Below are 26,977 nucleotides of genomic sequence, written 5' to 3' on the forward strand. Positions count from 1 at the left end.
CATCACCGCCAGCCCACGCAAAATCACCACGATCGTCCGCGCCGCACTCACCCTCACCCACCACGAACACACCAAAACCCACTGAGATCACCTCAATGAAATTATTCGGAAATCGCGATCATTCGCAATAGCGCAGGGCATTGCCACGAGCGCCCAGTCGTGAGTGGTCGTGGCCGCCGGGGCGACCACGACCACTCACGACGCGGATGTCAGCTCTGGTTCAGCCGGGCGTAGACCTCGGCGGCGTTCTCCTTGGTGACCAGCTCGGTCTGCAGGGTCTGTGCCTTCCCCACCGGCTGGCAGTCGATCAGCAGCTTCTTGGCCGCTTCCACGGCTTCCGCGCCGCCGGTCGGGTACAGGTTGGTCGCCTGCAGCCGGCCGTCCTCGACCGCCTTGATGCCTCCGGACGGGATGGGCAGCCCGTCGATGCCGACGAACTTCAGGTCGTTGCGGCCCGCCGCCTGGGCCGCCAGGTACGCGCCCTCGGCCATCGGGTCGTTCTGCGCGTAGACCGCCTTGATGTCGGGGTTCGCCTTGAGCAGCGCGTCCATCTTCTGCTGCCCGACCGACCGCTCCCACTCACCATCGGCGGTGGCCACGACCTCGATCTGCGAACCCTGGATGCCTTCCTGGAAGCCCTTTTCCCGCTCCGCGGCCGGGGTCGACCCGGACAGCCCCTTGATCTGCACGATCTTGCCGCCCTCCGGCAGCAGCGTGCTCTTGAAGTACTCGCCCGCCTGCCGGCCGATCTGGACGTTGTCCGCGCCGATGTAGGTGGTGTAGGCGTCGCCGTCGACCTTCCGGTCCAGCACCACGACCGGAATGCCCTTGTTGTAGGCCTTCTTCACCACGTCGGTCAGGGGTGCGGCCTCGTTCGGCGAGATCATCAGCAGGTCGACCTGCTTGGTGAGGAAGTTCTCGACGTCGCTGATCTGCTTGGAGTTGTCCTTGGCCGCGTCGGAGAACTGCACCTCGAACTGCGGCACCTTCTCGGCCGCCTTGCGGATGTCGTCGTCCATCCGGACCCGGTACGGCTCTGCGAGGTTGGCCTGGCTCATGCCGATGGTGTACTTCTCGTTCGGCCCCTTGCAGTGCTGGGTCGGGTCTTGCGCCTGCACCTTCCCGGTGTTCTCGCTGGTCGTCCCGCAACCGGCGGCGGCGAGCGCGGCCGCGGCGCACGTGACTGCGATCAAGGACTTCGTTGTCTTGCGCATCGTGCTTCCTCCCGGACGAGGGGTTTCAGGACGTCGGTCGCAGGCGCTGCAACGCCGCCGCCGCGACGATCACCAGGCCCTTGATCAGCAGTTGCAGGTCGGTGTTGACGCTGTTGAGGCTGAGGATGTTGTTCAGGATGCCGAGCAGCAGCGCACCGGCGATGGTGCCGATCACCGAGCCCCGGCCACCGGCCAGGCTGGTGCCCCCGACCACCACGGCGGCGATTCCGTCGAGTTCGTAAGCGATTCCGTCGTTCGGGCTGCCCGCGTTGAGCTGGCCAGCGTGCACGATCCCGGCCAGCGCGGCGCAGAACCCGGCGATGCCGAAGGCGATGATCTTGACCCGGTTCACCGGCACGCCGGAAAGCCGGGCCGCCTTCTCGTTGCCGCCGATGGCGTAGAGGTGGCGGGAATAGGCGCTGCCGCGCAGGAACAGGATCGCGACGATGGCGACCACCGCGAAGATCAGCGCCGGGATCGGCACCACGCCGCCGAAGGTGCGCTCCCCGAGCAGGGAGAACAGCATCGGCGCCTGGCCCGGCCCGTCGCCGTAGGAGATCTGCACCGTCTCGCCGCCGGACCACATCCGCGCCAGCCCGCGCGCGATCTGCAGTCCCGCCAGGGTGACGATGAAGGCCTGCACGCCGAGCAACGCGACGGCGGTGCCCTGCAGCAGGCCGAAGACGATGCCCGCGAGCAGCACCAGCGCGACGGTGGCCCAGACGCCGTAGCCGTCCTCGACCATCAGCACGGCCGAACCCACCGCCGCCAACCCGAGCACCGAGCCGACCGACAGGTCGATGCCGCCGATCAGGATCACGAAGGTCAGCCCGATCGCGATGATCCCGATCTCGGACACCGCGCGCACGATGTTGAACAGGTTGTCGCTGGTCAGGAACAGGATCTGCCCGTCGTTGCGGGGCGAGAAGACCACCGCCGCCAGGAACACCGCGACCAGGCCGAAGAAGCTCTGGAACCGGAACAGCGTGGCCACGACGTTCGTCCGCCGCGGCGCGGCGGACGCGCCGGACCCCGCGGGCCGTTCCTCCGTCTGGTTGCTCACCGCGCTCCTCCCCCAGTGCTCTGCCGACCGGTGCCGACGACCGGCCCGGCCCCGCCGGCCGCCACGCCCTCGCCCATGGCGGCCGCCAGCAACTCCGCTTCGCCGACCTCGGCGGTGTCGAACTCGGCCACGCTGCGGCCGGCGCGCAGCACCACCACCCGGTGGCACACGCCGACCAGCTCCGGCAGCTCCGAGGACGCCAGCAGCACCCCGATGCCGCGTCCCGCGATCTCGCCGAGCAGCTGGTAGATCTCCGACTTCGCGCCGATGTCCACGCCGCGGGTCGGATCGTCCAGCAGCAGCAACCGCGGCTCGGTCAGCAGCATCCGGCCGAAGACGACCTTCTGCTGATTTCCACCGGAAAGGGTGCCGACCGGGTCGAGGATCCGGCCGAGCTTGATCTTGAGCTGCTGCACGCTGCGCTCGGTGGCGGACACCTCGGCGCGGCGGCGCACCAGCCCGGCCACGCCGAGCCGGTCCAGCACCGAGAGGACCGTGTTGGCCAGCACCGAATGCTCCAGCACCAGCCCGGAACTCCTGCGGTCCTCCGGCACGAAGGCGATGCCCTCGCGCAACGCGCGGTGCGGACCCCTCGGCCGCACCGGACGCCCGTCGAGGGACACCTCCCCCTCCCACGTGCCGGAGGACCCCGCCCCGAACAGCGATTCCAGCAGTTCGGTGCGACCTGAGCCGAGCAACCCGCACAGCCCGACGATCTCCCCGCGACGCACGGTCAGATCGATGCCGTCGGGTTCCCGGCGACCCACCCGCGGCCGGCGCGGGCGGACGGCGAACCCGGACACCGACAGCAGCTCTTCGCCGACGGCGCCGCTCTCGGCGCGGAACATCGTCTGCACCGAACGGCCCACCATGGCCTCGGCGGCCTGCTCCGCGGTCAGCTTCCGGGCGTCGAACTCCGCGACCTTGCGGCCGTTGCGCAACACGGTGGCGCGGTCGGCGACCCGGCCGATCTCATCCATCCGGTGCGAGATGTAGACGATGCCGGTGCCGCCGCGGCGCAGCTCGGCGATCACCGCGAACAGCCGCTCGACCTCCGTGCTGGACAGCGCCGACGTCGGCTCGTCCATGATCAGGACCTTCGCGTCCAGCGACAGGGCGCGGGCGATGGTCACCAGCTGCTGCTCGCCGACGCGCAGCTCGCCGACGGACCGCAGCGGGTCCAGGTCGATGCCGGTGTGGCGCAGCAGCTCGCGGGTGCGCACGGCCATCTTCCGGCGGTCCACCACGCCGAACCGGTTGCGCAGCTCGCGGCCGAGGTAGAGGTTCTCGGCGACGCTCAGCCCGGGAACCAGGTCGAGCTCCTGGTGGATCATCGCGACCCCGGCGTGCTGCGCGTCGGCCGGCTTGCCGAACTGCACCACCCGGCCTTCGATCGAGATCGACCCAGCGTGATCGACGACGTCGCCGGAGAGCACCTTCATCAGCGTGCTCTTGCCCGCGCCGTTCTCGCCCAGCAGCGCGTGCACCTCGCCGGCGCGGACTTCCAGGTCCACGCCGTCACACGCGAGCACACCCCCATAGCGCTTGGTGATGCCGGTCATCTCGACCAGCGGTGGCGCCGTGCTCATAGCACCCCCGTCACGCCGCTCGCGAATCGTGAGAAAACGATTGCCCGGACGCTAAAATGGTCACGCTACCTGTGTCAAGGTTCACACACCCGCCCAAGTGACAGGGCATCCATTCGGCTGCACCGACATCACATGGCGGTCACGTCGGCGAGGGTCGCAGGTAACCCAACGTGCATTAACGCGCAAGTTCCGGAAGAGGGCTCTCGGCCCGGGGTACTGGACCGTTACCGTTGGGACTCGTGACCGCGATCCGCGATAGCCAGAGCGCCCCACCCCCCAGCAGCGGCGCCTCCCAGTGGTCGACGCGCTCCGCATTCGGGGCGAAGGGCGTGCCGCTCTGGGGAGCCGTGCTGCTGGCTGCCGTCCCGACCGCGGTCGGAACAATCCTCGACATCCTGCTCTGGTCGCAGCCCGACATCCTGTTCAAGGCGTGCTTCTTCGTCGGCTGCGTGCTGGCCGTGCTGCTGGTCAAACGCCGCAGCGTGTTCGGACCGATGGTCCAACCGCCGCTCGTGCTCACCATCGTCATGCCGCTGCTGGTGCTGATCACCGGCAACGGGGTCACCGCGGGCGCCGGCATCACCGCCAAGGCGCTCGCCATCGCGCGACCACTGATCAGCAGCTTCCCGATCATGGCGGGCGCCACCATCGTCTGCCTTGGCATCGGCCTCGTCCGCATGTTCGTTACCCAGCGGTCCCGGCCCCGCCCCGAGATCGCGGACAGCGACGCGGCGACCAAGAAGCGCCGCCCCGTCGCGCCGCCGCGCAAGAAGCCGGCCGAAGACGTCAAGAAGCGGCGGCCCGAAGAGCGCGAACGCACCAGGAAACCGCGCGCTGACGACGCAGCGCGCCCGCAGCGAGCCCAAGCGGAGCGCGGGCGGGCCCAGGCCCCCGGGCGGCCGCGCAGCGGCGATGCGCCCGGCCGGGCACGAGGCGACGCGCCCGGCAGGGCGCGCGGAGCCGAGCCGCGGCCGGAGCGCGACGGGCGCGCGGTGCCGCCGCGGCGGGGCGCAGCCCCGCGGCAGGCGCCCGGGCGGCCGCGAGCGGCGGAGCCGCCGCAGGGGGAGCCGCCCCGGCGACCCCGGCGGCCGCGACGGGACGAGCAGTTCGGGTGAGCCGGGACTGAAAAAGGGGCATCCGCGCAGCGCGGATGCCCCTTTTTCGCTACTCGGTCAGCGGACGCCCTTGGGCTTGTCCGGGTTCTCGTCGAGGTCCTTGCGGAGCTCCCGCGGCAGCGCGAAGCTGATCTTCTCGTTGGCCGTGGTGACCTCGTCCACCTGGTTCCAGCCGCGCTCGGCCAGGTGGTCCAGCACCTGCAGCACCAGCACGTCCGGCACCGACGCACCGCTGGTCACGCCGACGGTGGTGACGCCGTCCAGCCAGGCCTCGTCGATCTGGTTCGCGAAGTCCACGAGGTGCGCGTCGGACGCGCCCGCCTGCAGCGCCACCTCGACCAGGCGCTTGGAGTTCGAGGAGTTCTGCGAGCCGACGACGATCACCAGGTCGCACTCCGACGCCATCGCCTTCACCGCGTACTGCCGGTTGGAGGTCGCGTAGCAGATGTCGTCGCTCGGCGGCGCCTGCAGACCCGGGAACCGCTCCTTGAGCTGGTCGACCCGCTCCATCGTCTCGTCCACGCTGAGGGTGGTCTGCGACAGCCACACGACCTTGCTCGGGTCGCGGACCTCGACCTTGTCGACGTCCTCCGGCTTGTCGACCAGCTGCACGCGGTCCGGGGCCTCGCCTGCGGTGCCCTCGACCTCCTCGTGCCCCTCGTGGCCGATCAGCAGGATGTCGTAGTCCTCGCGGGCGAACCGGTTGACTTCCTTGTGCACCTTGGTGACCAGCGGGCACGTCGCGTCGATGGTGCGCAGGTTGCGCTGCGCGGCTTCCGCGTGCACCGCCGGGGACACGCCGTGCGCGGAGAACACCACGAGCGCGCCCTCCGGCACCTCGTCGGTCTCGTCCACGAAGATCACGCCGCGCTCGGTCAGCGTTTCCACCACGTGCCGGTTGTGCACGATCTCCTTGCGCACGTAGATCGGCGCGCCGTAGGTCTCCAGTGCCTTCTCGACGGTGATCACCGCGCGGTCGACACCTGCGCAGTACCCACGCGGTTTGGCCAGCAGGACCCGCTTGGCCGGCCGGGTGTCCTGGTCAACGAGGTCAGTGGCCTCGGGCGAGGTCGTCATACCGCCAAGGGTACGGACCTTGCCCAACGAGCTCAGCCCCGCAGTGGCCCGCCTGCTCCAGATCACAGTCGTGCGGCGGTCCCCGGCGGGAGTTCCAACCGCCGCCCCGCCACGGCTGCCCGCAACTTCAATGGAAATCAGAGGTTCGATTTCAATGGAAATTGCGGCGAGACCCGGTGCCGGGCCGGCGCCGGGCCGGGTCCGCAGTTGGACGGTGGGCCGCGGCTTGTTCCAGATCACAGTCGTGCGACGAGGCGATGGCTTCGCGGGCCCGAGTGCGGCAGGCTGGGCGCATGTCATCGTTCCCCCTGCCGGTGCGGATCGCCGCCGGGCTCGCCGCCACCGCCGTCGAGCAGGCCCGCCAGCTGCCGGCCACCCTGATCGGCCTGCCGGTCACCGTGGCCAGCCAGGCGCTGCAGGCGTCGATGCGGATCCAGCAGCAGATCACCGAGCTGGCGATCAAGGGCGACGAGGCCCTCGCCGGGCTGCGCACCCCGGAGGAGCAGCCCGCCTGGGCGACCTTCGACGAGGACGAACCGACCGAGCCTGCGGTGCTGTCCGAGGACCTGTCGGTGCTGCCCGACTACGATCACCTGACGCTGCCGCAGCTGCGGGGCCGGCTCCGCTCGTTCTCCGAGGCGGAGCTGGCCGAACTGCTGGCCTACGAGCAGCGGCACGGTCAGCGGCCGGAGTTCGTCCGCATGCTCCACAACCGCCTCGACCGCCTGCGCAACCAATGACCCCAGACGACATCCGCAGTGTCAATTGAAACTGCGGCCCCGAGACCCCGGTGAACAGTTTCAATTGAAACTGCGGACCGGACCGGGGCCGGGAAGCACCGAGGAGTGACGCTGAGTTCCCCGACCAGTCCCGAGGAGCCCTGGCCGGTACGGACCGTGGCGCGCAAGATCGCCGACTGGATCAACCGGCTCGGCACGATCTGGGTGGAAGGGCAGATCACCCAGATCTCGCTGCGCCCCGGCGCGGCCACCGCGTTCCTGACGCTGCGCGACCCGTCCGCCGATGTCTCGCTGACGCTCACCTGCGCCGCCGCGATGCTGCGCAAGATGGAGCCGCCGCTGACCGACGGCAGCCGGGTCGTGGTGCACGGCAAGCCGACGTTCTTCGTCGGCCGGGGCACGCTGAGCCTGCGGGTCGACGAGATCCGCGCGGTCGGCATCGGCGAACTGCTGGCGCGCATCGAACGGCTCCGCCAGCTGCTGAAGGCCGAGGGCCTGTTCGACCCGGCGCGCAAGCGGCCGCTGCCGTTCCTGCCGAACCGGGTGGGGCTGATCACCGGCCGCGCTTCGGCCGCCGAGCACGACGTGCTGACCAACGCGCAGCTGCGCTGGCCCGCGGTGCAGTTCGAGGTCCGCAACGTCGCCGTGCAGGGTTCGACCGCGGTGCCGCAGATCCTGACGGCGCTGCAGGAGCTGGACCGGATGCCGGAGGTCGACGTGATCGTGCTGGCGCGCGGCGGCGGCAGCGTCGAAGACCTGCTGCCGTTCTCCGACGAGGCGCTGTGCCGCGCGGTGTCCGCCTGCCGCACGCCGGTGGTCAGCGCCATCGGGCACGAGCCGGACTCGCCGCTGGTGGACCACGTCGCCGACGTGCGCTGCTCGACGCCGACCGGCGCGGGCAAGCGGGTCGTGCCGGACGTCGCCGAGGAGACTCAGCGGATCCACCAGCTGCGCGACCGCGCCCGCCGCGCGCTGCACGGTTGGGTCGACCGGGAACGCAGGCTGCTCGACGCACTGCGCAGCCGCCCGGTGCTGGCCGACCCGATCGGGCCGCTGGAACGGCGCGCCGAGCAGGTCGAGCTGATGCGCGACCGCACCCGCCGCGCGATGACCACCGCGCTGAACACCGAGCGACACGCGCTGACCGCGACTCGATCTCGCTTGACGACCTTGGGTCCGGCGGCCACGCTGGCTCGTGGATACGCAATCGTGCAGCGCATCGAGGACGGCGCGGACGGCGTTCTCCGGTCTGTCGAGGAGGCGCCGCCGGGAACTCGACTGCGGGTGCGGGTCGTTGACGGAGCGATCCAGGCAGTCGTACCGGACCGAGCAGGTTGAACAGGACTGAGAACGTGCACCCGAAGCAGGAACCATCGTTCCTCCCCCTGACCGTCGGCGTCGCGAGGTCGGCGACCGACGGCTCGGCGCTGCTGCGGAACGGGGCCGGCGAGGTGCGCCGCTGCGCCGAGGCGGCGGACGCCGCGGCGGTCGGCTGCTGGGCCGCGCTGCTGGGCGGCTGCCAGTCCGCCGAGCGCAAGGACCTGCCGTCGCGCCTGCGCGCGCTCGCCGAGGCCACCTCCGGGTACGTGGGGGCCGGGTGGTGGGCCGCTTCGGCGCACCGACGTAGGGTCGCGGAGGCGCAGTTGCGCATCAACGACGCGGTGCGCGAGGGCGACGGTGCCGAGTTCGCGGAGGCGTTCGTCGGCTACGACCAGGCGATCGCCACCGCGGTGGTGTCCGTGCAGAACAACGTGGAGAGTCCGACCCCGTGACGGCGAACGATCAGCAGGACGAGCACTTCGACCCGGTGGCCGAGCACCCCGAGGTCGCCGAGCTCGGCTACGAGCAGGCCCGCGACCAGCTGGCCGAGGTGGTCAAGCAGCTGGAGGCCGGCGGCCTCTCGCTGGAGGACTCGCTGGCGCTGTGGGAGCGGGGCGAGGCCCTGGCGGCGGTCTGCGAACGCCACCTGGCGGGAGCCCGCGAGCGCGTGGAGCAAGCCCTGGCAGCAGTCGAGCAGGACTGACCCCGCCGATCTTCCGAATCGCGGAGCCCGGCTTTCACGCCGTCCGATTTTGCCTAAAATTGGGCACTCCGCACTTCCGCGACGCTCCGTCGCCCCTACTCAAGAGCAACGTTCCTGCACGTGCGAACCCGTGAGTCACGGCCCCATGACCAGCGGAAACGCAAGCCTGAAACCTAGGCGGTCGGTGCCGGTCAGGCTCCGGGCGGGGCGTTGATGGCCGCTTCGGCGAGGGCTCGGAACTCCGCCTCGCCGGCGTTGCCGGTGATCAGCAGCCGGACTCCGTCCCGCTCCGCCACCCAGGCCTGCTCACCGCGCACGCTGTCGTAGACCACCCACTGCCGCCCCGCGGCGTCGACCGTGCCCCGGGCGTGCGGCGCCTGCCGCGTCTCGCTCTCGACCAGCTCGCCCTCGGCGGCCGTCGACTGCGCCAGGCGCAGGTACCGGCCGCCGCCGGTCAGCCACCCGACCCGGACGACCTGCGAATGGGAGGCGAGCGTGGTCACGTTCGCCGCGTTGGCCCGCCAGTTCGCGGGCAGGTTCGGTTCGAGGACCGGGAAGTCCACCCGCCCCGCCGCGCGCCGCAGTTCGGCGGGCACGTCGACCGTCGGCACCGAGCCGCCCTGGATCGACGGACCGCCCGGGTTGAACGAGCACTGCCCCGCCATCCCGGCGATCCCGAAGGCCACCAGCACCATCGGCAGCAGGGCGAACACCATTGCCGACACGGTCCGGGGCGGACGGGATGCGGGCGGTTGCTGGTTGCGGGGTTCGGCCACGGCTCCCATGCTCTCACCGGCCGACCAGCGGCCCGCCAGGCGGCCGAGCGGGAGTGGGCTGCCCCACGAGGGAGCTCCGACGGGCCTGCCGATCTGCGAAGATCGGGGGCAACGAGCCTGAGCGCGGGCCTGGATCCCGCCGTCCTCGGGCAGTGGAACCTGAAAACCGCTCACCACCGGGAGGCGCGATGAGCACCGAACGACACCGCGAAGCACCGGACCGCAACCTGGCGATGGAACTGGTCCGCGTGACAGAGGCCGCGGCGATGGCCGCGGGGCGCTGGGTCGGCCGCGGCGACAAGAACGCCGGCGACGGCGCCGCGGTGGACGCGATGCGCAAGCTCATCGGGACCGTGTCCATGCGGGGCGTCGTGGTCATCGGCGAGGGCGAGAAGGACGAAGCCCCGATGCTCTACAACGGCGAGCAGGTCGGCAACGGCGAAGGCCCGGAGTGCGACGTCGCGGTCGACCCGATCGACGGGACGACGCTGCTCAGCAAGGGCATGCCGAACGCTCTTGCGGTGCTCGCGGTGTCCGAGCGCGGCACCATGTTCGACCCGTCCGCCGTGTTCTACATGGAGAAGATGGCGGTCGGGCCGGAGGCCGCCGGGGTCGTGGACCTGACCGCCCCGATCGCGGAGAACATCCGCCGGGTCGCCAAGGCCAAGCACATCGACGTCTCCGACGTCACGGTGTGCATCCTGGACCGCCCGCGGCACGAGCAGATCGTCAAGGACGTCCGCGAGGCCGGTGCGCGCATCCAGTTCATCTCCGACGGCGACGTGGCGGGCGCGATCGCGGCCGCGCGGCCGGGCAGCGGCGTCGACATGCTGCTGGGCATCGGCGGCACCCCGGAGGGCATCATCGCCGCCTGCGCGCTGAAGTGCCTCGGCGGCGAGATCCAGACGCGGCTGTGGCCGCGGGACGACGCCGAGCGGGCGAAGCTCCGCGACGCCGGGCACGACGTGAACCAGGTGCTGACCACTTCGGACCTGGTGCGCGGCGACAACATGTTCTTCTGCGCCACCGGCATCACCGACGGCGCGCTGCTCAAGGGCGTGCACTACCGCGCCAACCGGTGCACGACGCAGTCGATCGTGATGCGCTCCAAGTCCGGCACGGTCCGGGTGATCGAGGGCCAGCACAAGCTGTCCAAGCTGCGCGAATACGCCGACGTCGACCTCGGCGAGAGTGACACCCCGCTGCACGGACTGCTGCCCTGAGCGGGTGACACCACCGGGAAATTGGTAAAAACTCGCCGATTGCCCGGAATGACGCCGTTTTCCGAGCGGTGACCTGCGGTTTCGACCGCGGGTCACCGCTTTTGACGTTGTCGATCTAATCCCTTCGTGGGTACGCCGATGGGATGGCTCCGCTTACCGTCTGTGCCCAGCCCGGCCAGTGGTGCCGGACACACGGGAGGATTCGACGGACATGCGGAAGCGTTCGGTTCTGATCGGAGCCATCGCCGCGGTCGGCGCGATCGGTGCACTCGGTCTGCCCGCGGTCGCGGCACCCAGCGACGTCAACCCCTACATCGTCGGCGGCCACGACGCCACCGAGGAGTACTCGTTCATGGTGTCGCTGCAGCAGCAGGGCCGGCACGGTTGTGGCGGCTCGCTGATCAAACCCGACTGGGTGGTCACCGCCGCGCACTGCGTGCAGGGCGGCGGCCAGTTCAGCGTCCGGGTCGGCAGCAACGACCACACCAGCGGTGGCGAGCAGGCCAACGTGACCAACGTGCAGACGCACCCCTCCGGCGACATCGCCGTGCTGCAGCTCGACCGCCAGCTGCAGGCCACCCCGATCAAGATCGCCGCCGACTCGGGCGCGGCGGGCACCGCGACCCGGATCATCGGCTGGGGCCAGACCTGCGCCGAGCCCGGCTGCGGCCCGGCCCCGCAGGTCCTGCAGGAGCTGGACACCCAGGTCGTCGAGGACTCCGGCTGCCAGGGCATCGACGGGCAGGGCGAGATCTGCACGGACAACCCGAACGGCAACTCGGGCGCCTGCTACGGCGACTCGGGCGGCCCGCAGATCAAGGGCACGCCGGGCAACTGGGAGCTGACCGGCGCGACCAGCCGGTCCGGCAACGGCGACTCGACCTGCGCCACCGGCCCGTCGATCTACACCGACGTCGTTGCCTACGCGGACTGGGTCAACCAGAACACCGGCGGCTGATCCCGCTCCGGGTGGAGCGGCACGCCCCACCCGAGAACCCACCCGGGCACGGCGCGATTCCGCGCCGTGCCCGGGCGTTCGTCAGCCCATGTCCGACGAGTGGCCGGGGAACAGGTGGGCCCCCGGGTCGAGCTCCACGGCGATGTTGTTGACCGCCGTGGCCGCCTCGCCGAAGCCGGTGGCGATCAGCTTGACCTTGCCCGGGTACGCCGCGACGTCGCCCGCCGCGTACACCCGCGACCGGCTGGTCCGCATCGCGCTGTCGACCAGGATCGCGCGCTTCTCCAGCGCCAGGCCCCACTCCTCGATCGGCCCCAGGTCGGCGGTGAAGCCCAGCGCGGCCACCACCGTCTGCGCCGGCAGCACCCGGCGCTGCCCGTCGCCGAGCTCGACCTCCACCTCGCGCACCCCGGTGTCGTCGCCGCGGACCTCCGCGACCTCCGCCGGGATGATCAGCGGGACGCCCAGGTCCTCTACCTTGCCGACCAGGCCCGCATGCGCGCGGAACCGGGTCCGGCGGTGCACCAGGGTCACGCTGCGGGCCACCGGGTGCAGGGCCAGCGCCCAGTCGAACGCGGAATCGCCACCGCCGACCACCACCACATCGTGTCCACTGTGCACGGACAGTTCCGGGATGAAGTGCACGACGCCGCGACCGACCCAGTCGCCACCGGCGGGCAGCGGACGCGGGGTGAACTCGCCGATCCCGGCGGTGACCAGCACCGCGCCGGCGCGCACCGCCTCTCCCCCGCCGACCCCGACGAGCAGCCCACCATCCACATCGGACATCTCGGTCGCGGGCCTGCCGAGCAGGTAGTCCGGGTCGTACTGGCCGGCCTGCTTCACCAGCGCGGCAACCAGATCGCGGCCGCGCACCTCGGGGAACCCGGCCACGTCGAAGATCATCTTCTCCGGGTACATCGCGGTCACCTGGCCGCCGGGCTCGGGCAGCGCGTCGACCACCGCCACCGACAACCCGCGGAATCCCGCGTAGTAGGCGGCGAACAAACCGGTCGGACCCGCGCCCACGATCAGCAGATCGACCTCATGCGACACCGCGGTCATGCCCACCACCTCGTCGTCGACCGTGTGGACACACCCAGGCTAGCCGGATCTCCGCCGTGATGTCCGCATCACGGCGAGCGCTGCACCAGAACGCCGAACTCGCTTCCGCAGTTGGCGGTACCCGTTCGGCGGACCCGCCCTTACGTTCACCGGAAAAGGGGATCACGTCGGGGAGGACTGCCCGTGAAGAGGAAATCCATGCTGCTCGCCGGTCTCTCGGCCGTCGCGCTGAGCACCGGGCTGCTGCCCGCCACCGCGAGCGCCGCGGACGACCCGGGCGCGCTGATCGTCGGCGGCCACGACGCGACCGAGCAGTACGGCTGGATGGCATCGCTGCAGCGCGCCGGGAACCACAGCTGCGGGGCGTCCCTGATCGACCAGCAGTGGGTGCTCACCGCCGCGCACTGCGTGCAGGACGTCACCCCCGCCGACCTCGGCCTGCGGATCGGCAGCCCGGACCACACCACCGGCGGCACCGAGGCCGGCGTCGCCGAGATCGTGGTGCACCCGGACTACGCCACCAAGAACCCCAACGGCGACATCGCGCTGCTGAAGCTGGACCGCGCGGTGACGCAGACGCCGGTCGAGATCGCCGACGCCTCCGGCCCGGACGGCACCGCGTCGCGCATCATCGGCTGGGGCGTGACCTGCCCGGTCCGCGGCTGCGGCCAGCCGCCCGCGCAGCTGCAGGAGCTGGAGACCAAGGTCGTCCCCGACGGCCAGTGCTCGCTGAGCGGGGTCGACGGCGCGACCGAGATCTGCACCGGCAGCAACGAGCTGCTGGCCAACGCCTGCTTCGGCGACTCCGGCGGCCCGCAGCTGGAGGGGCAGCCCGGCGACTGGAAGCTGACCGGCGTCACCAGCCGCCTCGGCAGCCTGATCCCGGTCTGCGGCACGGCCCCGTCGATCTACACCGACGCGACGGCCTACAAGGACTGGATCGCCGCCACCATCGGCTGACGACCATCCGCTGACGCTGCGGGCCGCCCGTTCCCACCTGGAACCGGCGGCCCGCAGCGCTCGAGCCCTTCCAATTTTGCCTAAAATTGGACGCTCCCCCGGCCGAGGCGGAGTCCAATTTTGCCTAAAATTGGAGATATTCCCGCTGCGAGATGCGGCACCTTCATCGGTCCAGTGAGGACGTTCGGGTGCTCCGGGCCACAGATCGGCCGCCGAGTGGGGCGGGCCACGCTGACCGGGAGGCCCTTCCAGCGGGACACTTTCGGTATGGCTGAACAGGATTACCGGATCGAGCACGACACGATGGGCGAGGTGCGGGTTCCCGTCGACGCCCTGTACCGCGCGCAGACGCAGCGAGCCGTCGAGAACTTCCCGATCTCCGGCCGGGGCCTGGAACGGTCCCAGATCCGCGCGCTCGGCCTGCTGAAGGCCGCCGCGGCCCGCGTCAACGGCCGGCTCGGGGTGCTGGACGCCGACGTGGCCGAGGCGATCGCCGCCGCGGCCGACGAGGTCGCCGAGGGCGCCCACGACGCGCACTTCCCGATCGACGTGTTCCAGACCGGCTCCGGCACGTCGTCGAACATGAACGCAAACGAGGTCATCGCCACCCTGGCGTCCCGGCGGCTCGGCCGCGACGTGCACCCCAACGACCACGTCAACGCCTCGCAGTCGTCCAACGACACGTTCCCGACGACCATCCACGTCGCGGCCACCGAGGCGGTGCTCGCCGACGTCATCCCGGCGCTGGACCACCTCGCCACGACCATCGAGGGCCGCGCCGCGCAGTGGACCGAGGTCGTCAAGTCCGGCCGCACCCACCTGATGGACGCGGTGCCGATCACGCTGGCCCAGGAGGCCGGCGCGTGGGCCTCGCAGGTGCGCTACGGGATCGAGCGGCTGCGGGGCGGCCTGCCGCGGCTCGGCGAGCTGGCGATCGGCGGCACCGCCGTCGGGTCGGGCCTCAACGCCCCGGCCGGGTTCGGTGCCGCGGTCGCCGCGGAGCTGGCGGAGGTCACCGGGCTGCCGCTGACCGAGGCCCGCGACCACTTCGAGGCGCAGGCCGCGCAGGACTCGGTGGTGGAGATCTCCGGCGACCTGCGCACCGTCGCGGTCAGCCTCACCAAGATCGCCAACGACCTGCGCTGGCTGGGCTCCGGCCCGCGCACCGGGCTGGCCGAGCTGGCGCTGCCGGACCTGCAGCCGGGCTCGTCGATCATGCCGGGCAAGGTCAACCCGGTGATCCCGGAGGCCACCCTGCAGGTGGTGGCGCAGGTGATCGGCAACGACGCGGCCGTGGCGTTCGCCGGCTCGCAGGGCAACTTCCAGCTCAACGTGATGCTGCCGGTGATCGCGCGCAACGTGCTGGAGTCGGCGCGGCTGCTGGCCGCGGTGTCGCGGCTGCTGGCCGACAAGGTGTTCGCGGGCGTGCAGGTCAACGTCGAGCAGGCCCGGGCCTACGCCGAGGGTTCGCCGTCGATCGTCACACCGCTGAACCGCTACATCGGTTACGAGGAGGCGGCCGCGGTCGCCAAGCAGGCGCTCAAGGAGCGCAAGACGATCCGCGAGGTGGTCCTGGAACGCGGTCACGTCGACGCGGGCAAGCTCACCCTGGAGCAGCTGGACGAGGCCCTCGACGTCCTCCGCATGGCCAACGGCGGCTGATTTCCCAGCGTCGTGAGTGGTTGGGTCGCCCCAGCGGCCCAACCACTCACGAACGCCGCGTCACCGCCACTGCTGCGGCGTCGCCTTCCGGTTGCGCCGCAACAGAATCAGCGTTGCCGCACCACCACCGCCGAGGAGCACGACTGCGGCGATCGCCGCCCAGAACCACACCGGCACGCCGGAGGAATCCTGCTCCTCCAGGGACGCCAGCCCGGAACCGCCGACCGGGTCACCGGCATCCGCGATCGGCGCCGCCGGCAGGTTGCCGACCTGCGCGTACTGCGGACCGGCGGCCGGCCGACCGACCTGGCTGACCGCGAGCCTGATCGGCATGTCGCCCTGCTCCCGGCTGCTGGAGCCTTCGAGCGTGATGTAGTACCAGCCCGCCACCGACGGCAGGTGATCGGCCTTGGTCTTCGTGGTGCGGTTGTTGTAGAGCACCCGCGGCGTGGTGATCGCCTCCGACGTCTCGGTCTCGTGGGCCAGGAAGATGGTCTTCTCCCACGAGTCGTCGCGGGTCCGCGTCGAGTCGAACACCGAGGTGGTCAGTTCCGCCGCGCCGTCGACCGCGTTGCTGTCGGCGGTGGTCATGACCGCCAGGGACTCGCCCCAGTTCAGCCTGACCTTGTAGGTCGCCATCTCGCCGGTGTGCAGGGTGTCCAGGTAGACGCCGCTGCCGGGCAGTTCCAGCGCGTCGTTGAAGCTCCCGCCGCCGGTCACCGGCTGCTCCGCGCCGCCCGGTGCGGCGAACGGCACCGCGGCCGGGTCGCCGAGCGGTCCCGCATTCCCCGTCACCGGTGGTTCCAGGACGATCAGCAGCTCGGTCTTCCAGGGCTTGCCGGTGGTCCGCTCGGCGTCGTTGGAGCGTTCGAGGCTCAGCACGACCTCTTCGGCGCCCTTGCAGTCCTTGCCCTGGCCCTGGGTCCACTCCGCGGCCGCGGTGAGGTGCGCCCGCCACAGGGCGACGCCTTCCCAGCCGCGAGCGCAGGTCTCGCCGTTCCAGTCCATGATCTTGGCGGTGATGTCCGGCGCGCCGGAGGTCTCGTCGTTGGGGACGATCGCGCTGCCCGCGAAGTGCACGGTGAAGCCCTGCGGCACCGTCACGCGGTAGTGCTTGATCTCGGCCGGCGCGATGGTGTCGACGTACTGCCCGGCCCGGACTTCCGGCGCGTTGCCCGGTGACGGGGTGCCGGTCACCGGCGTGCCCCGCACCTCGTAGCTGCGCCGGGCGCTCTCGACCACGGTCGGCAGCTTCTGCTCCAGCGTGCCCGCGTCGGTGTCGGTGTAGGTGCCGCCGGTGGCTTCGGCGATGCACGAAAGCTGTTGCCGCGCTTGGTCGTCCACCTGGTAGCCCACGGTGTGCACGCTGAGGTCCACACCGGCGGCGTCGAGTTCCTTCGCGACCTCGCACGGGTCCGGCGGCGCGCACGTGTCGAGGCCGTCGGAGATCAGCACGATGGCGCGCGGGCCTTCCTTCGGCAGCGCTTCGGCCGCCGCGCGCAGCGCCTGCCCGATCGGCGTGTACCCGGACGGCCGGATCCCGTCGACCTTCTGCTTCAGCTCGGCGGCGTTCAGCGGGCCGACCGGCTGGGCGGTGACGATGTCCTGGCAGCCCCGCGCCTTCTCGGCGTCGCCGCTGCCGGTCTGCGTCCCGTAGACCTGCAGGCCCAGCTGCGTGTCCGCGGGCAGGCCGTCGACCAGGGAGTTCAGCGCGTGCTTGGCGGCGTCCATCCGGATGCCGCCGGTCGGGAGCTGCTCGGTCATCGACCCGGAGGCGTCCAGCGACACCATCACCGGCGCCGGCCGCGGTGCCTCCTGTGCGACCGCCGTCGCCGGCAGCAGCGGAACGGCGGCCACCGCTGCCGCGCACAGCACTCCCAGTCCGCGCAATGCGACCACCTCTTCGCTCATCGGGGCCTGACCACCCGTTCGGACGAACACGGCGGACATCGGGTTCCAGCCGATCTGGAAGTGCCGGTCCGCCGCGATGCGCGTGCGCCTTGTCGGGGGTCGTGCGCACCATGGGCGCATGGTGCTGCTCGCGGATGTGGTGACGACCTCGCGCGAGGTCTCGGCGACGCGTTCCCGCAAGTCGAAGACCGCCGCGATCGCCGGGCTGCTCGCGCGGCTCGACGCCGAGGAGGTCCGCCCGGCGACGGCGCTGCTGGCCGGTGAGCTACCCGGTGGCCGGGCCGGCGTCGGCTGGTCGACGCTGGCCGCGCTCGACGTCGAACCGGCTCCCGAGCCCACCCTGACGATCACCGATGTCGACTCGGCGATCAGCGCGGTGCGGCTGATCAGTGGCGCCGGTTCCGGTCAGCGCCGGACCGAGGCGCTGTCCGGGCTGCTCGGCAAGGCTCCCAACGACGAGCAGGAGTTCCTGGTGCGGCTCCTCGGCGGCGAGCTCCGGCAGGGCGCGCTGGAGGGCGTGATGATCGAGGCCATCGCCGCCACGGCCGGGGTGCCGACCGAGGCGGTGCGGCGGGCGTTCATGCTCTCCGGCCGGCTGCCCGCAACCGCCGAGGCCGCGCTGCGCGGCGGCGAACCGGCGCTCGCCGAGTTCCGCCTGGAGATGGGGCGGCCCGTCCGGCCGATGCTGGCCTCGCCCGCGGAAACCCTGGACGCCGCGCTCGACGAACTCGGCGAGGTCAGCATCGAGTACAAATTGGACGGTGCACGCATCCAGGTGCACCGCGACGGCGACGACGTGCACGTCTACACCCGGACGCTGCGCGAGATCACCGGCAACGTGCCCGAACTCGTCGAGCTGGTGCGCGGCCTGAACTGCCGGGCGGTGGTGCTGGACGGCGAGACGCTCGCGCTCGACGACACCGGGCGCCCCAGGCCGTTCCAGGAAACGATGGGCCGGTTCGGCGCCCAGAACTCGCGCGATCTCCTGCTGCACCCGTACTTCTTCGACTGCCTGCACCTCGACGGCGAAGACCTGCTCGACCTGCCGCTGCGGCAGCGCCTCGACGCGCTGGAACGGGTCGCGCCGCAGCATCGGATCCCCGCGACCCTGTCGCCGTCGGCGGATCGCGCGGCCGCGCTGTTCGACGAGGCGCTGGACGCGGGGCACGAAGGCGTCATGGTCAAGGCGCTGGACTCGGCGTACGCGGCGGGACGGCGCGGCCGCTCGTGGCGGAAGGTCAAGCCCGAGCACACCCTGGACCTGATCGTGCTCGCCGCCGAATGGGGTCACGGCCGGCGGCGCGGCTTCCTGTCGAACCTGCACCTCGGCGCGCGGGATCCCGACGGCGGCCCGCCGATCATGGTCGGCAAGACGTTCAAGGGCCTCACCGACGAACTGCTGGCCTGGCAGACCGCGGAGTTCCAGCACCGCGAGTCCCACCGCGACGACTGGACCGTCCACGTCGCGCCGGAGCTCGTCGTGGAGATCGAACTCGACGGCGTGCAGACCAGCACCCGCTACCCCGGCGGCGTCGCGCTGCGCTTCGCCCGCGTGCTGCGCTACCGGCCCGACAAGGACGCGGCGTCGGCCGACAGCATCGAGGCGGTTCGCGCCATGCTGCCGGGCGGGTGAGATCCTGACGGCATGAGCGGCAACGACTTCGACGAGATCGGCTCGATCAACATCGGACCGGGCACCATCAGCCCGAGCGACTTCCAGGCGGACGCGGTCGAGCTGGACTACTACGTCGCGGTCCTGGTCCTGGAGGCCACCTCGGACGCGGCCGACCACGAGCCGCTGTACGAGGAATCCTTCGTGCTGCTCAAGGCGGAATCCGAAGAAGAGGCGAAGGAAAAGGCCGTCGAGCACGGCAAGCAGCAGGAAACCAGCTACCAGAACGAGAACCACGAACTGATCACCTGGAAGCTGAAGCAGATCATCGAGGTGAAACCCCTCGAAGACGCCACCTTCGACGACGGCACGGAACTCTACGGCCGGTTCTTCCGCAATTACCAGGCCTACAGCTCCTTCGAACCATTGACAGAAGAAGAAGCCTAGAAACGCAGCGGCCGGGGTCCCGGCGTACTTCCACGTACCTCGGTACGCAGCCGAGCGGAATTTAGCAGGGTCGAGTCGGCAATCACCACCGGGTGTATCGATTTGATCTCGAACTGCAGTTCTCGCTTCACTACGGCTCGTGTTCGTCCACGCCTACGTCGATGAGTCCTACGACCTGACCATCGGCGTCTACATCCTCACGGCCAGCATCGTCGACCTCGCCGATGCCGAAGACATCCGATGCATGCTCCGCGAGCTTCGACGCGGCGGCGGAAAGCTCCACTGGAGCAAGGAACCCCCTCAGCGACGCTCGGAGATCGTCAAGGTCATAAGCACCCAGACCGTGCACAACGTGGCCGTCGTAGCTACGTCGAAACCGATCTTCCCTGAACGTGGGCGCCGGAAGTGCCTCGAAGCATTGCTTCCCGAACTGGAGCGCGCCGGGGCAACCATCGTGACATTCGAGACTCGACAAGAGAGGAACAACAAGCTCGACACGGACATGGTTGACGCGTGCAGGCAGAAGCGATTGATCACGCAGCGCACCGGTGTCACCTTTGCGCCTGGCGGGAGCGAGCCCCTGCTTTGGATTCCCGATGTCGCGTGCGGCGCCGTGCTAGCTGCAGAACGCGGGGACCACGGCTACCTTGAGCAACTCGGGGACACTGCTCGAATAATCAGGGTTACCGCCGGATGAACCGTGAAAAGTCCCCAGAAAACGCAGAGGCCGGGGTCCCGCCTCCGGCGGGGAGTCCCGGCTTACTTCCACACCCCAACAGAGCGTGGCTACGAGGAGTATAACAAAAGGCTGGTGCCAGAAATCAACTCCAGATGAGTCAACCTATCCGGTGATCTTGCGGCGACCACCCCGAAACGCGGCGGCCGAAACCCGGCTTACTTCCGAACCCCAGCAGAGCCCTGCGGCCGCAGGATTAGGCCGTCCGGCTTCGGGAGGCGACTGGGAGCGTCCGACCCCGTATGGTGGTGAAACGTGCAGTTCTTGAACGGGCAGCAGCCCTCCACCGACCTGACCTACGACGACGTCTTCCTGGCGCCCCGGCGCTCCGGCGTCGAGTCCCGCTTCGACGTGGACCTCGCCACCAGCGACGGGACCGGCGCCACCCTGCCGATCGTGGTCGCCAACATGACCGCCGTGGCCGGCCGCCGGATGGCGGAGACCGTCGCCCGGCGCGGCGGCCTGGTCGTTCTGCCGCAGGACGTCGACCCCAGCGCGGTCGCCGAGATCACCGCCTGGGTCAAGGCGCGGCACCCCGTGTGGGACACCCCGCTGGTGTTGCACGCCGATGACGCCGTCGCCGACGCCCTCAACCTCCTGCCCAAGCGCGCCCACGGCGCCGTCGTGGTCGTCGACGACGACAACCGGCCGATCGGGGTCGTCGGCGAGGCGGCCTGCACCGGCGTCGACCGGTTCGCGCGGGTCGGCGAGGTCGCCGACCGGCACCCGGTCGTCCTGCCGCTGGAGACCAAGCCCCGCGAGGTGTTCGAGCAGCTGGACCAGCACGCGCGCAACGTCGCGATCGCGGTCGACGCCGACGGCCGGCTGGCCGGGATCATGACCAGCCGCGGCGCGCTGCGCGCCGAGATCTACACCCCGGCGCTGGACGACGCCGGCCGGCTGCGGGTGGCGGCGGCGGTCGGGGTCAACGGCGACGTCGCGGCGAAGACGTCCGCGCTGCTGGAGGCCGGGGTCGACACGCTGGTCGTGGACACCGCGCACGGCCACCAGGAGAAGATGATCTCCGCGCTGCAGGCGGTCCGCTCGGCCGGCCCGCGGGTTCCGGTGGTGGCCGGGAACGTGGTGACCGCCGACGGCGTGCGCGACCTCATCGAGGCGGGCGCCGACGTGATCAAGGTCGGTGTCGGGCCGGGCGCGATGTGCACGACGCGGATGATGACCGGCGTCGGCCGGCCGCAGTTCTCCGCCGTCGCCGAATGCGCCGCCGAGGCGCGGCGGCTCGGCAAGCACGTCTGGGCCGACGGCGGCGTCCGGCACCCGCGCGACGTGGCGTTGGCGCTGGCCGCCGGCGCGGCGTCGGTGATGGTCGGCTCGTGGTTCGCGGGCACCTACGAATCGCCCGGTGACCTGCAGCGCGACGAGCACGGCCGGGCGTACAAGGAGTCCTTCGGCATGGCGTCCAAGCGCGCCGTGTCCGCCCGGACCCGCAGCGACAACGCGTTCGACCAGGCCCGCAAGGCGCTGTTCGAGGAGGGCATCTCCAGCTCGCGGATGCGGCTGGACCCGCAGCGGCCGAGCGTCGAGGACCTGCTGGACGAGATCACCTCCGGCCTGCGCTCGTCCTGCACCTACGCGGGCGCACGCAGCCTGGAGGACTTCTACGACCGCGCGCGGGTCGGCATCCAGTCCGCCGCCGGCTTCGCCGAGGGCAGGCCGCTGCCTTCCGGCTGGTGATCGAGCGGGGCGCCGCTCGGCGAGCGGCGCCCCACCTCGTGATCAGGGCGTGAAGTCCCCTTCCAGGAGTTCGGTGACCAGGGCCGCGATCGGCGAACGCTCCGAGCGGGTCAGGGTCACGTGGGCGAACAAGGGGTGGCCCTTGAGCTTCTCGATCACCGCCGCGATGCCGTCGTGGCGACCCACCCGGAGGTTGTCGCGCTGGGCGACGTCGTGGGTCAGGACCACCCGGGAGTTAGCGCCCAGCCTGGACAGCACCGTGAGCAGCACGTTGCGCTCCAGGGACTGCGCCTCGTCGACGATGACGAACGCGTCGTGCAGCGACCGGCCGCGGATGTGGGTCAGCGGCAGGACCTCCAGCATGCCGCGATCGATCACCTCGTCCAGCACGTTCTCGCTGGCCAGCGCGCCGAGGGTGTCGAACACCGCCTGCGCCCACGGGGCCATCTTCTCGTTCTCGGTCCCCGGCAGGTAGCCGAGTTCCTGACCACCGACCGCGTAAACCGGCCGGAACACCACGACCTTGCGGTGCTGCTGCCGCTCCAGCACCGACTCCAGGCCCGCGCACAGCGCGAGCGCGGACTTGCCGGTCCCGGCCCGGCCGCCCAGCGACACGATCCCGATCTCCGGGTCGAGCAGCAGCTCCAGGGCGATCCGCTGCTCCGCGGAGCGGCCGTGCAGGCCGAACGCCTCCCGGTCGCCGCGCACCAGCCGGACCTGTTTGTCCGCGGTCACCCGGCCCAGCGCGCTCTGCGAGCCGCAGAGCAGCCGCACCCCGGTGTTCGGCGGCAGGTCCCGGGCCTCGTCGAGATCGGCGATGCCTTCCTTGAACAGGACGTCCACCGAGTCCGACGGGGCCTCGACGTCGGCCATCCCGGTCCAACCCGAGGACACCACGTCCTGCGCGCGGTACTCCTCGGCGTCCAGGGCGACCGCCGCCGCCTTGACCCGCAGCGGCATGTCCTTGGTCACCAGCGTGACCCGGTGTCCCTCGGCGGCCAGGTTCAGCGAACAGGCCAGGATCCGGGCGTCGTTGGAGTCCGTGCGGAACCCCGGCGGCAGCACCTGCGGGTCGGAGTGGTTCAACTCGACGTGCAGGCTGCCCCCGGACACGCCGACCGGAACCGGTTCGTCGAGCCGACCGTGCTGAATTCGCAGGTCGTCGAGGGCACGGAGGGCTTCTCTGGCGAACCAGCCGAGTTCGGGGTGGTGGCGTTTGCCCTCCAGTTCGCCGATCACCACCACCGGGAGCACGACGTTGTGCTCGGCGAAGCGGGACAACGCCCACGGATCGGACAGCAGCACCGAGGTGTCCAGCACGTAGGTGCGGATTTCGGTGTCACCGGGTTGCGCGCTGCTCGCGGACTCGCCGCTACGGGCTGGGATCTCCGCTTGGGGCTGGGAACGTCGTGCGGTCACGGCTACTCCCTCGCGGGCGTGGCATGCACACCCGCTCGTCGGCGGGCCGGGCCTGCCCCCGTCGCGCCCCGGCCGGACCGGTGGTCCGCCGTGGCCGCAGGGGCCGGGCACCGGCCCTTCGCGACCAAGGTGGACGTGGTAACCGTCCGCTCCAGCCATCAGGCACGATCAGGGCCTCCCGGACGGGCCGCGTTCGGACTTGCACTGGGAACGGCCCGTCATCAGCGACGCTACCGGCGGGATTGCATCTCGGCAGGCAGCCACACAGGTGATTCGCCGACTGGTCAACTTTTCTTCATATGGCACGGGATTCGCCCAGGTCACGGATTCGCCGACGGATCAGGGCCAAGGTCGATCCGAGTCCGGCAGCAGGTCAGGCCCCCTCCGCGGCCCGGCGCGGAGGGGGCACGCCACGTGATCATGACTACGCCATTCAGGTGATCTTCACCGGGTGAACGACTCAGACGCGGGCCGCCAGCTCGGCCCGGACAGCCTCGGGCACCAGCGGTTCGTCAAGCAACCGGCGATAACGATCGGCGCTCGATGTGCCCGCCGGGCGGTTCTCCAGCCAGCTCCGCAACAGCCGGTAGCCCTCGACGTAGGTGGTGGTGTAGGCGCGCCACAGCGGATCGCGCATGAACCGGACGAGGTGCCGCGCCCGCTGGTCCGGCATCAGCAGCCAGCGCTGCAGGTACGCGGAAACCTCCGCCTCGTCCGCGCCGTCGGCGTGCAGCATCAGCAGGGCGTCCTGGCGGACCGTCAGCAGGCGGCTCATCGCGAGCTCCAGCCGCTCCGACAGCTCACCTTCCATCCGGATGCCCAGGTCCGCGAAGATCTCCGCCGCCCACGGGCCCCAGCCCGGCCCCACGACCGCCTGCAGGCCCAGGTCGGCGAGGCCTTCGGCCATCAGGCACTGCGGGGTGTTGACCAGGAAGATCGTGTGCTCGGCCTGGGCGTCCCGGACCGCCAGGCCGGCCTCCTTGCGGCAGTGCTCGGTGTGGTGGCCCGGGTAAGACTCGTGCGCGACGAGCTGCGGCAGGTTCGCGGCCCGGTGCCCGACATCGGCGTTCACGGCCACCCGCGATCGGTAGTCGCCGACGTAGTGGTTGAAACCGCTCCAGGGCTTGTCCGTCACGATCTGGTATTCGACGACCTCCTGGACCGGCAGGCCGAAGCGGCGCCGCACGCGATCGCGCAGCGCGCTCGAAAGCGCCTGGACGCAGACCTTGAGCCGGTCGGCGGGCACCGCGTCCCGGCTGCGGACCGCGGCCAGGCGCGCGGGCATCGAGCCCCGGCCGGGCAACAGCTCGGCCAGCAGGCGGTGCGCCTCGCGGTACTCGTCCTGATCGCCGAGCGCCGGCGTGACCTGGAAGTACGCCTCCACCTCCGCCGGGAACGGCACCTGCTCGCCGGCCAGCTTGCGCCCGGAGCACTCCAGCGCGGTGAGCTGCGCGGCGAGGAACCGGCGGCGCGGTTCGGCCAGGCCGGATTCCGGCAGCGCGGCGAGCAGCCGGCGCGCGTCGGCGGTCAGCCGCGCCGGGTCGGGACTCGCCTCGTTCTGCACCCGCCGCCGCAGCGCCGGGTCGCCGGTGTAGGAATCCACGAATCCCTGGACGAGCCGGTCGAATCTGAGCCCGAGGAGCACGTATTCGGCCACGAGCGCTTCGGAGTCCACATCCGGACACTACGCCGCGCGCTCGCGGGCCGGAACGGTGGTCCCCTTTTCCGCGGCCGCCGAAACCGCGCGCATTTGCCGACGCAACAAAAAGGACGGCCGCGACACCTGAAGATCACACAATGGTGTTAACAAGGTGTCGTTTTTCCACTTTGGCTGGATATCTTTCACGCCGAGCGGGTCACCCCGGCTGAACATTGGGGTGCGCAGCCGGGAATTCGATCGCGCTCTTCATCCCATCCAACAAGGAGTACCCAAGTGCTTAAGAAGGCAGCGATCGTCGCCGGTGCCGCCGCCGGCCTGCTGGCCCTGGCCCCCGTCGCCTACGCCGACAGCGCGGACAACGACGGCATCAACATCGGGAACGACAACAACGTCAGCGTCCTGCCGATTCAGGCCTGCGGCAACAACATCGCCGTCCTCGGCGCCGTCGTGCCGATCGTGTCGCCGCAGCTGAACAACTGCGTCAACGCCCCGATCATCGACCACCCCAAGGGCTACTGACCCAGCGGGCGGATCACCTGGATCTGGTACGCGGAATTAGGTGACGAAAAGGGCGCCGGGCCTGCCCCGGCGCTCCTTTTTGCGTGCCGGAAAACGGGCCGGTAGTCCACTCCCCGCCGGAATTCCGGGCCGCGACGAGCGGAAACGAGATTCGCGTTCACACAATAGTGTTACGGAGTTTGGGAATCCGGCCCGCGCCGGGTTAGCTTTTCTGCCGGAACGCGCCAGACTCGATGGCCACCTCGCGGGCTTTCCGAAGTCCCCGGTGTGAACTCCGAATACCGCGGTAATCAAAGGAGAGTGAACCCTAGTGCTGAAGAAGGCTGCGATCGTCGCCGGTGCCGCCGCCGGCCTGCTGGCCCTCGCCCCCGTTGCCAACGCCGACAGCGCGGACAACGACGGCATCAACATCCTGAACGACAACAACCTGAGCGTCCTGCCGGTTCAGGCCTGCGGCAACAACATCGCCGTCCTCGGCGCCGTCGTGCCGATCGTGTCGCCGCAGCTGAACAACTGCGTCAACGCCCCGATCATCGACCACCCCAAGGGCAGCTGACCCAGGGCGAATCGCGTCGGGAGGGCCAGGTCCTGCGGGACCTGGCCCTTCGCCGTCCCGGGGTCAGCGGCCCAGGCGGCGGTGCCGGACCGCGTAGTCGCGGAGCGCGCGGGTGAAGTCGACGCGGCGGAAGGCGGGCCAGTACGCCTCCGTGAACCAGAACTCGGAGTGCGCGGACTGCCACAGCATGAAGCCGGATAGCCGCTGCTCCCCCGAGGTGCGGATCAGCAGGTCGGGGTCGGGTTGTCCGGACGTGTAGAGGTGCTCGGCGATGTGGTCGACGGTGAGCACCTCGGCGAGCTCTTCGATCGTGGTGCCCGCTTCGGCGTGCTGCTGCAGCAGCTTGCGCACCGCGTCGGCGATCTCCCGGCGCCCGCCGTAGCCGACCGCCACGTTGACCTGCATGCCCGTGCGGCCCTTGGTCCGCAGGGCGGCCGCGGACAGCCGGGCGGCGGTCTCGGTGGGCAGCACGTCGAGGGCGCCGACGATCCGCACCCGCCACGGGGTGGCCGGGTCGGTGAGCTCGTCCACCACCCCGGCGATGATCTCCATCAGCGCGTTCAGCTCTTCGGACGTGCGGTTGAGGTTGTCGGTGGACAGCAGCCACAGCGTGACGACCTCGACCTCGGCCTCGTCGCACCAGCCGAGCAGTTCGGCGATCTTGCGGGCGCCGGCGCGGTGTCCGTGGGCTGCGTCCAGGCCGGCTTCCTTGGCCCATCTGCGGTTGCCGTCCAAGATGACGCCGACGTGCCTGGGGTGTTCCACCCCGTCGAGCTTGCGGCGCAGCCGCCGCTCGTAGACGTCGTAGATGAGTTCTTTCAACCGAACCTTGAGCGCCACGCCCGATGAGCCTACGCGGATGCCGGCGGGCCGTGGCCCCCACCTCAGCTCAGCGTGCCGCGCAGGTCACGGACGGGATGCGCGACACCCCGCCTTCGAGTGCCGTTGGCCACTTCC

The 26,977-nt window shown here is 70.6% G+C and carries 25 protein-coding genes; 15 read left to right on the forward strand and 10 right to left on the reverse strand.

Translation table 11 applies throughout. The features are described from left to right. Window positions 1-209 precede the first annotated feature (209 nt). From AC07EQ_RS39490 to AC07EQ_RS39500, 3 genes are read right to left on the reverse strand one after another with little or no spacing between them, the layout of a single operon-like run. The gene (locus AC07EQ_RS39490) at window positions 210-1,214 is read right to left on the reverse strand and encodes a substrate-binding domain-containing protein (RefSeq protein ID WP_478392925.1); all 1,005 of its coding nucleotides are present in this window, start codon (window positions 1,212-1,214) and stop codon (window positions 210-212) included. A gap of 25 nt (window positions 1,215-1,239) precedes the next feature. Further along, window positions 1,240-2,277, reverse strand: a complete 1,038-nt coding sequence (locus tag AC07EQ_RS39495) for an ABC transporter permease (RefSeq protein ID WP_478392926.1) — start codon at window positions 2,275-2,277, stop codon at window positions 1,240-1,242. Beyond that, window positions 2,274-3,866: a sugar ABC transporter ATP-binding protein gene (locus tag AC07EQ_RS39500; RefSeq protein WP_478392927.1), complete on the reverse strand. Its 1,593-nt coding sequence runs from the start codon at window positions 3,864-3,866 to the stop codon at window positions 2,274-2,276. Before AC07EQ_RS39500 ends, AC07EQ_RS39495 begins: the two co-directional genes overlap by 4 nt. A gap of 239 nt (window positions 3,867-4,105) precedes the next feature. Between AC07EQ_RS39500 and AC07EQ_RS39505 the strand changes: the two genes are divergently transcribed. After that, entirely contained in the window at window positions 4,106-4,981 is an 876-nt protein-coding gene (locus AC07EQ_RS39505) for a DUF6542 domain-containing protein (protein ID WP_478392928.1), read from the forward strand. A 57-nt stretch (window positions 4,982-5,038) separates the two neighbouring features. Here AC07EQ_RS39505 and AC07EQ_RS39510 read toward each other — a convergent pair whose 3' ends face one another. Continuing rightward, entirely contained in the window at window positions 5,039-6,058 is a 1,020-nt protein-coding gene (locus tag AC07EQ_RS39510; protein WP_478392929.1) for a 4-hydroxy-3-methylbut-2-enyl diphosphate reductase, read from the reverse strand. 293 nt (window positions 6,059-6,351) lie between these two features. Here AC07EQ_RS39510 and AC07EQ_RS39515 point away from each other — a divergent pair, with 293 nt between their 5' ends. The 4 genes from AC07EQ_RS39515 to AC07EQ_RS39530 all read left to right on the forward strand — a co-directional run bounded on the left by AC07EQ_RS39515 (window position 6,352) and on the right by AC07EQ_RS39530 (window position 8,821). Continuing rightward, on the forward strand, window positions 6,352-6,798 hold the full coding sequence (locus tag AC07EQ_RS39515) for a lipid droplet-associated protein (protein WP_478392930.1): 447 nt from the start codon (window positions 6,352-6,354) through the stop codon (window positions 6,796-6,798). A 111-nt stretch (window positions 6,799-6,909) separates the two neighbouring features. Then, a complete protein-coding gene (gene xseA / locus AC07EQ_RS39520) occupies window positions 6,910-8,136 on the forward strand; it encodes an exodeoxyribonuclease VII large subunit (protein WP_478392968.1) in 1,227 nt (408 codons plus the stop codon). 14 nt (window positions 8,137-8,150) lie between these two features. Beyond that, window positions 8,151-8,570, forward strand: coding sequence for a hypothetical protein (locus AC07EQ_RS39525; protein ID WP_358575137.1), 420 nt, complete (start codon window positions 8,151-8,153; stop codon window positions 8,568-8,570). A gap of 35 nt (window positions 8,571-8,605) precedes the next feature. Continuing rightward, the gene (locus AC07EQ_RS39530; protein ID WP_478392969.1) at window positions 8,606-8,821 is read left to right on the forward strand and encodes an exodeoxyribonuclease VII small subunit; all 216 of its coding nucleotides are present in this window, start codon (window positions 8,606-8,608) and stop codon (window positions 8,819-8,821) included. A gap of 191 nt (window positions 8,822-9,012) precedes the next feature. Here AC07EQ_RS39530 and AC07EQ_RS39535 read toward each other — a convergent pair whose 3' ends face one another. Then, entirely contained in the window at window positions 9,013-9,606 is a 594-nt protein-coding gene (locus tag AC07EQ_RS39535; RefSeq protein ID WP_478392931.1) for a DUF4245 domain-containing protein, read from the reverse strand. Window positions 9,607-9,785: 179 nt separating this feature from the next. Here AC07EQ_RS39535 and glpX point away from each other — a divergent pair, with 179 nt between their 5' ends. Continuing rightward, window positions 9,786-10,820, forward strand: coding sequence for a class II fructose-bisphosphatase (gene glpX / locus AC07EQ_RS39540; protein WP_478392932.1), 1,035 nt, complete (start codon window positions 9,786-9,788; stop codon window positions 10,818-10,820). Between the two features lie 211 nt (window positions 10,821-11,031). Then, complete coding sequence (locus AC07EQ_RS39545; RefSeq protein WP_478392933.1) at window positions 11,032-11,778, forward strand: S1 family peptidase; 747 nt, start codon at window positions 11,032-11,034, stop codon at window positions 11,776-11,778. 81 nt (window positions 11,779-11,859) lie between these two features. Here AC07EQ_RS39545 and AC07EQ_RS39550 read toward each other — a convergent pair whose 3' ends face one another. Further along, on the reverse strand, window positions 11,860-12,843 hold the full coding sequence (locus tag AC07EQ_RS39550) for an NAD(P)/FAD-dependent oxidoreductase (RefSeq protein WP_478392934.1): 984 nt from the start codon (window positions 12,841-12,843) through the stop codon (window positions 11,860-11,862). Between the two features lie 198 nt (window positions 12,844-13,041). Between AC07EQ_RS39550 and AC07EQ_RS39555 the strand changes: the two genes are divergently transcribed. Continuing rightward, a complete protein-coding gene (locus AC07EQ_RS39555; protein ID WP_478392970.1) occupies window positions 13,042-13,803 on the forward strand; it encodes a S1 family peptidase in 762 nt (253 codons plus the stop codon). Between the two features lie 267 nt (window positions 13,804-14,070). Beyond that, window positions 14,071-15,465, forward strand: a complete 1,395-nt coding sequence (locus AC07EQ_RS39560) for a class II fumarate hydratase (RefSeq protein ID WP_478392935.1) — start codon at window positions 14,071-14,073, stop codon at window positions 15,463-15,465. 60 nt (window positions 15,466-15,525) lie between these two features. Here AC07EQ_RS39560 and AC07EQ_RS39565 read toward each other — a convergent pair whose 3' ends face one another. Next, a complete protein-coding gene (locus AC07EQ_RS39565) occupies window positions 15,526-17,376 on the reverse strand; it encodes a vWA domain-containing protein (protein WP_478392936.1) in 1,851 nt (616 codons plus the stop codon). 118 nt (window positions 17,377-17,494) lie between these two features. Here AC07EQ_RS39565 and AC07EQ_RS39570 point away from each other — a divergent pair, with 118 nt between their 5' ends. The 4 genes from AC07EQ_RS39570 to AC07EQ_RS39585 all read left to right on the forward strand — a co-directional run bounded on the left by AC07EQ_RS39570 (window position 17,495) and on the right by AC07EQ_RS39585 (window position 21,866). Continuing rightward, window positions 17,495-19,009: an ATP-dependent DNA ligase gene (locus AC07EQ_RS39570; RefSeq protein WP_478392937.1), complete on the forward strand. Its 1,515-nt coding sequence runs from the start codon at window positions 17,495-17,497 to the stop codon at window positions 19,007-19,009. A 12-nt stretch (window positions 19,010-19,021) separates the two neighbouring features. Beyond that, window positions 19,022-19,435, forward strand: coding sequence for a DUF4288 domain-containing protein (locus AC07EQ_RS39575; RefSeq protein WP_478392938.1), 414 nt, complete (start codon window positions 19,022-19,024; stop codon window positions 19,433-19,435). Between the two features lie 139 nt (window positions 19,436-19,574). After that, window positions 19,575-20,132: a hypothetical protein gene (locus AC07EQ_RS39580; RefSeq protein ID WP_478392939.1), complete on the forward strand. Its 558-nt coding sequence runs from the start codon at window positions 19,575-19,577 to the stop codon at window positions 20,130-20,132. A gap of 294 nt (window positions 20,133-20,426) precedes the next feature. Next, on the forward strand, window positions 20,427-21,866 hold the full coding sequence (locus AC07EQ_RS39585; protein ID WP_478392940.1) for a GuaB1 family IMP dehydrogenase-related protein: 1,440 nt from the start codon (window positions 20,427-20,429) through the stop codon (window positions 21,864-21,866). 42 nt (window positions 21,867-21,908) lie between these two features. Here the strand turns inward: AC07EQ_RS39585 and AC07EQ_RS39590 are convergent, their stop codons facing one another. Continuing rightward, window positions 21,909-23,252, reverse strand: coding sequence for a PhoH family protein (locus AC07EQ_RS39590; RefSeq protein ID WP_478392971.1), 1,344 nt, complete (start codon window positions 23,250-23,252; stop codon window positions 21,909-21,911). Between the two features lie 493 nt (window positions 23,253-23,745). After that, window positions 23,746-24,960, reverse strand: a complete 1,215-nt coding sequence (locus tag AC07EQ_RS39595; protein ID WP_478392941.1) for a DUF885 domain-containing protein — start codon at window positions 24,958-24,960, stop codon at window positions 23,746-23,748. 258 nt (window positions 24,961-25,218) lie between these two features. Here AC07EQ_RS39595 and AC07EQ_RS39600 point away from each other — a divergent pair, with 258 nt between their 5' ends. Then, window positions 25,219-25,464, forward strand: coding sequence for a hypothetical protein (locus AC07EQ_RS39600; RefSeq protein WP_478392942.1), 246 nt, complete (start codon window positions 25,219-25,221; stop codon window positions 25,462-25,464). Window positions 25,465-25,774: 310 nt separating this feature from the next. Beyond that, the gene (locus AC07EQ_RS39605; protein ID WP_478392943.1) at window positions 25,775-26,020 is read left to right on the forward strand and encodes a hypothetical protein; all 246 of its coding nucleotides are present in this window, start codon (window positions 25,775-25,777) and stop codon (window positions 26,018-26,020) included. Window positions 26,021-26,083: 63 nt separating this feature from the next. Here AC07EQ_RS39605 and AC07EQ_RS39610 read toward each other — a convergent pair whose 3' ends face one another. After that, window positions 26,084-26,860: an isoprenyl transferase gene (locus AC07EQ_RS39610; RefSeq protein ID WP_132483056.1), complete on the reverse strand. Its 777-nt coding sequence runs from the start codon at window positions 26,858-26,860 to the stop codon at window positions 26,084-26,086. Between the last annotated feature and the right edge of the window lie 117 nt (window positions 26,861-26,977).

The organism is Saccharopolyspora sp. NPDC045839 (assembly GCF_056431645.1).

What these genes read in the sequence shown, in the direction of transcription:
- AC07EQ_RS39490 (WP_478392925.1), bottom strand. Translation starts at nt 1,214, where the DNA reads ATGCGCAAGACAACGAAGTCCTTGATCGCAGTCACGTGCGCCGCGGCC.
- AC07EQ_RS39500 (WP_478392927.1), bottom strand. Translation starts at nt 3,866, where the DNA reads ATGAGCACGGCGCCACCGCTGGTCGAGATGACCGGCATCACCAAGCGC.
- AC07EQ_RS39510 (WP_478392929.1), bottom strand. Translation starts at nt 6,058, where the DNA reads ATGACGACCTCGCCCGAGGCCACTGACCTCGTTGACCAGGACACCCGG.
- AC07EQ_RS39515 (WP_478392930.1), top strand. Translation starts at nt 6,352, where the DNA reads ATGTCATCGTTCCCCCTGCCGGTGCGGATCGCCGCCGGGCTCGCCGCC.
- AC07EQ_RS39535 (WP_478392931.1), bottom strand. Translation starts at nt 9,606, where the DNA reads ATGGGAGCCGTGGCCGAACCCCGCAACCAGCAACCGCCCGCATCCCGT.
- glpX (WP_478392932.1), top strand. Translation starts at nt 9,786, where the DNA reads ATGAGCACCGAACGACACCGCGAAGCACCGGACCGCAACCTGGCGATG.
- AC07EQ_RS39545 (WP_478392933.1), top strand. Translation starts at nt 11,032, where the DNA reads ATGCGGAAGCGTTCGGTTCTGATCGGAGCCATCGCCGCGGTCGGCGCG.
- AC07EQ_RS39550 (WP_478392934.1), bottom strand. Translation starts at nt 12,843, where the DNA reads ATGACCGCGGTGTCGCATGAGGTCGATCTGCTGATCGTGGGCGCGGGT.
- AC07EQ_RS39555 (WP_478392970.1), top strand. Translation starts at nt 13,042, where the DNA reads ATGCTGCTCGCCGGTCTCTCGGCCGTCGCGCTGAGCACCGGGCTGCTG.
- AC07EQ_RS39560 (WP_478392935.1), top strand. Translation starts at nt 14,071, where the DNA reads ATGGCTGAACAGGATTACCGGATCGAGCACGACACGATGGGCGAGGTG.
- AC07EQ_RS39565 (WP_478392936.1), bottom strand. Translation starts at nt 17,376, where the DNA reads ATGAGCGAAGAGGTGGTCGCATTGCGCGGACTGGGAGTGCTGTGCGCG.
- AC07EQ_RS39570 (WP_478392937.1), top strand. Translation starts at nt 17,495, where the DNA reads ATGGTGCTGCTCGCGGATGTGGTGACGACCTCGCGCGAGGTCTCGGCG.
- AC07EQ_RS39575 (WP_478392938.1), top strand. Translation starts at nt 19,022, where the DNA reads ATGAGCGGCAACGACTTCGACGAGATCGGCTCGATCAACATCGGACCG.